Below are 243 nucleotides of genomic sequence, written 5' to 3'. Positions count from 1 at the left end.
TTTTTGTTGTACTAAGGTACTGTATTTTCTTAACCAATAAGAAATAGTTGTTCTAGGAATATCATATTTTTTAGAAGCTTGGTTGTTGGATAGCTGACCATTTAAGATTTGGTCAACGACTAAAAGTTTGGTCTCTAAAGTTGCTTTTTGATAGCTTTTTTTTAGCCAGTGTTCATTTTTTGTTTTCATAAGTGACTGTAATTAATTGCTTAATTTTTAGTCAACCTATTTCAGGAAAATTCA

At 28.8% G+C, this 243-nt stretch carries 1 protein-coding gene; it reads right to left on the bottom strand.

The window, feature by feature from the left end; genetic code table 11:
* Positions 1-189: helix-turn-helix domain-containing protein (locus CXF54_RS13030; protein WP_317044447.1), on the bottom strand; the 189-nt coding region annotated here is incomplete at its 3' end.
* Positions 190-243: the final 54 nt, after the last annotated feature.

Origin of the sequence: Olleya sp. 1-3, assembly GCF_002836085.1 — a bacterium.
Classification (GTDB): domain Bacteria; phylum Bacteroidota; class Bacteroidia; order Flavobacteriales; family Flavobacteriaceae; genus Olleya; species Olleya namhaensis.
Note: the sequence above shows the minus strand (reverse complement) of the source record. Positions and strands in the feature narration are given on the sequence as shown.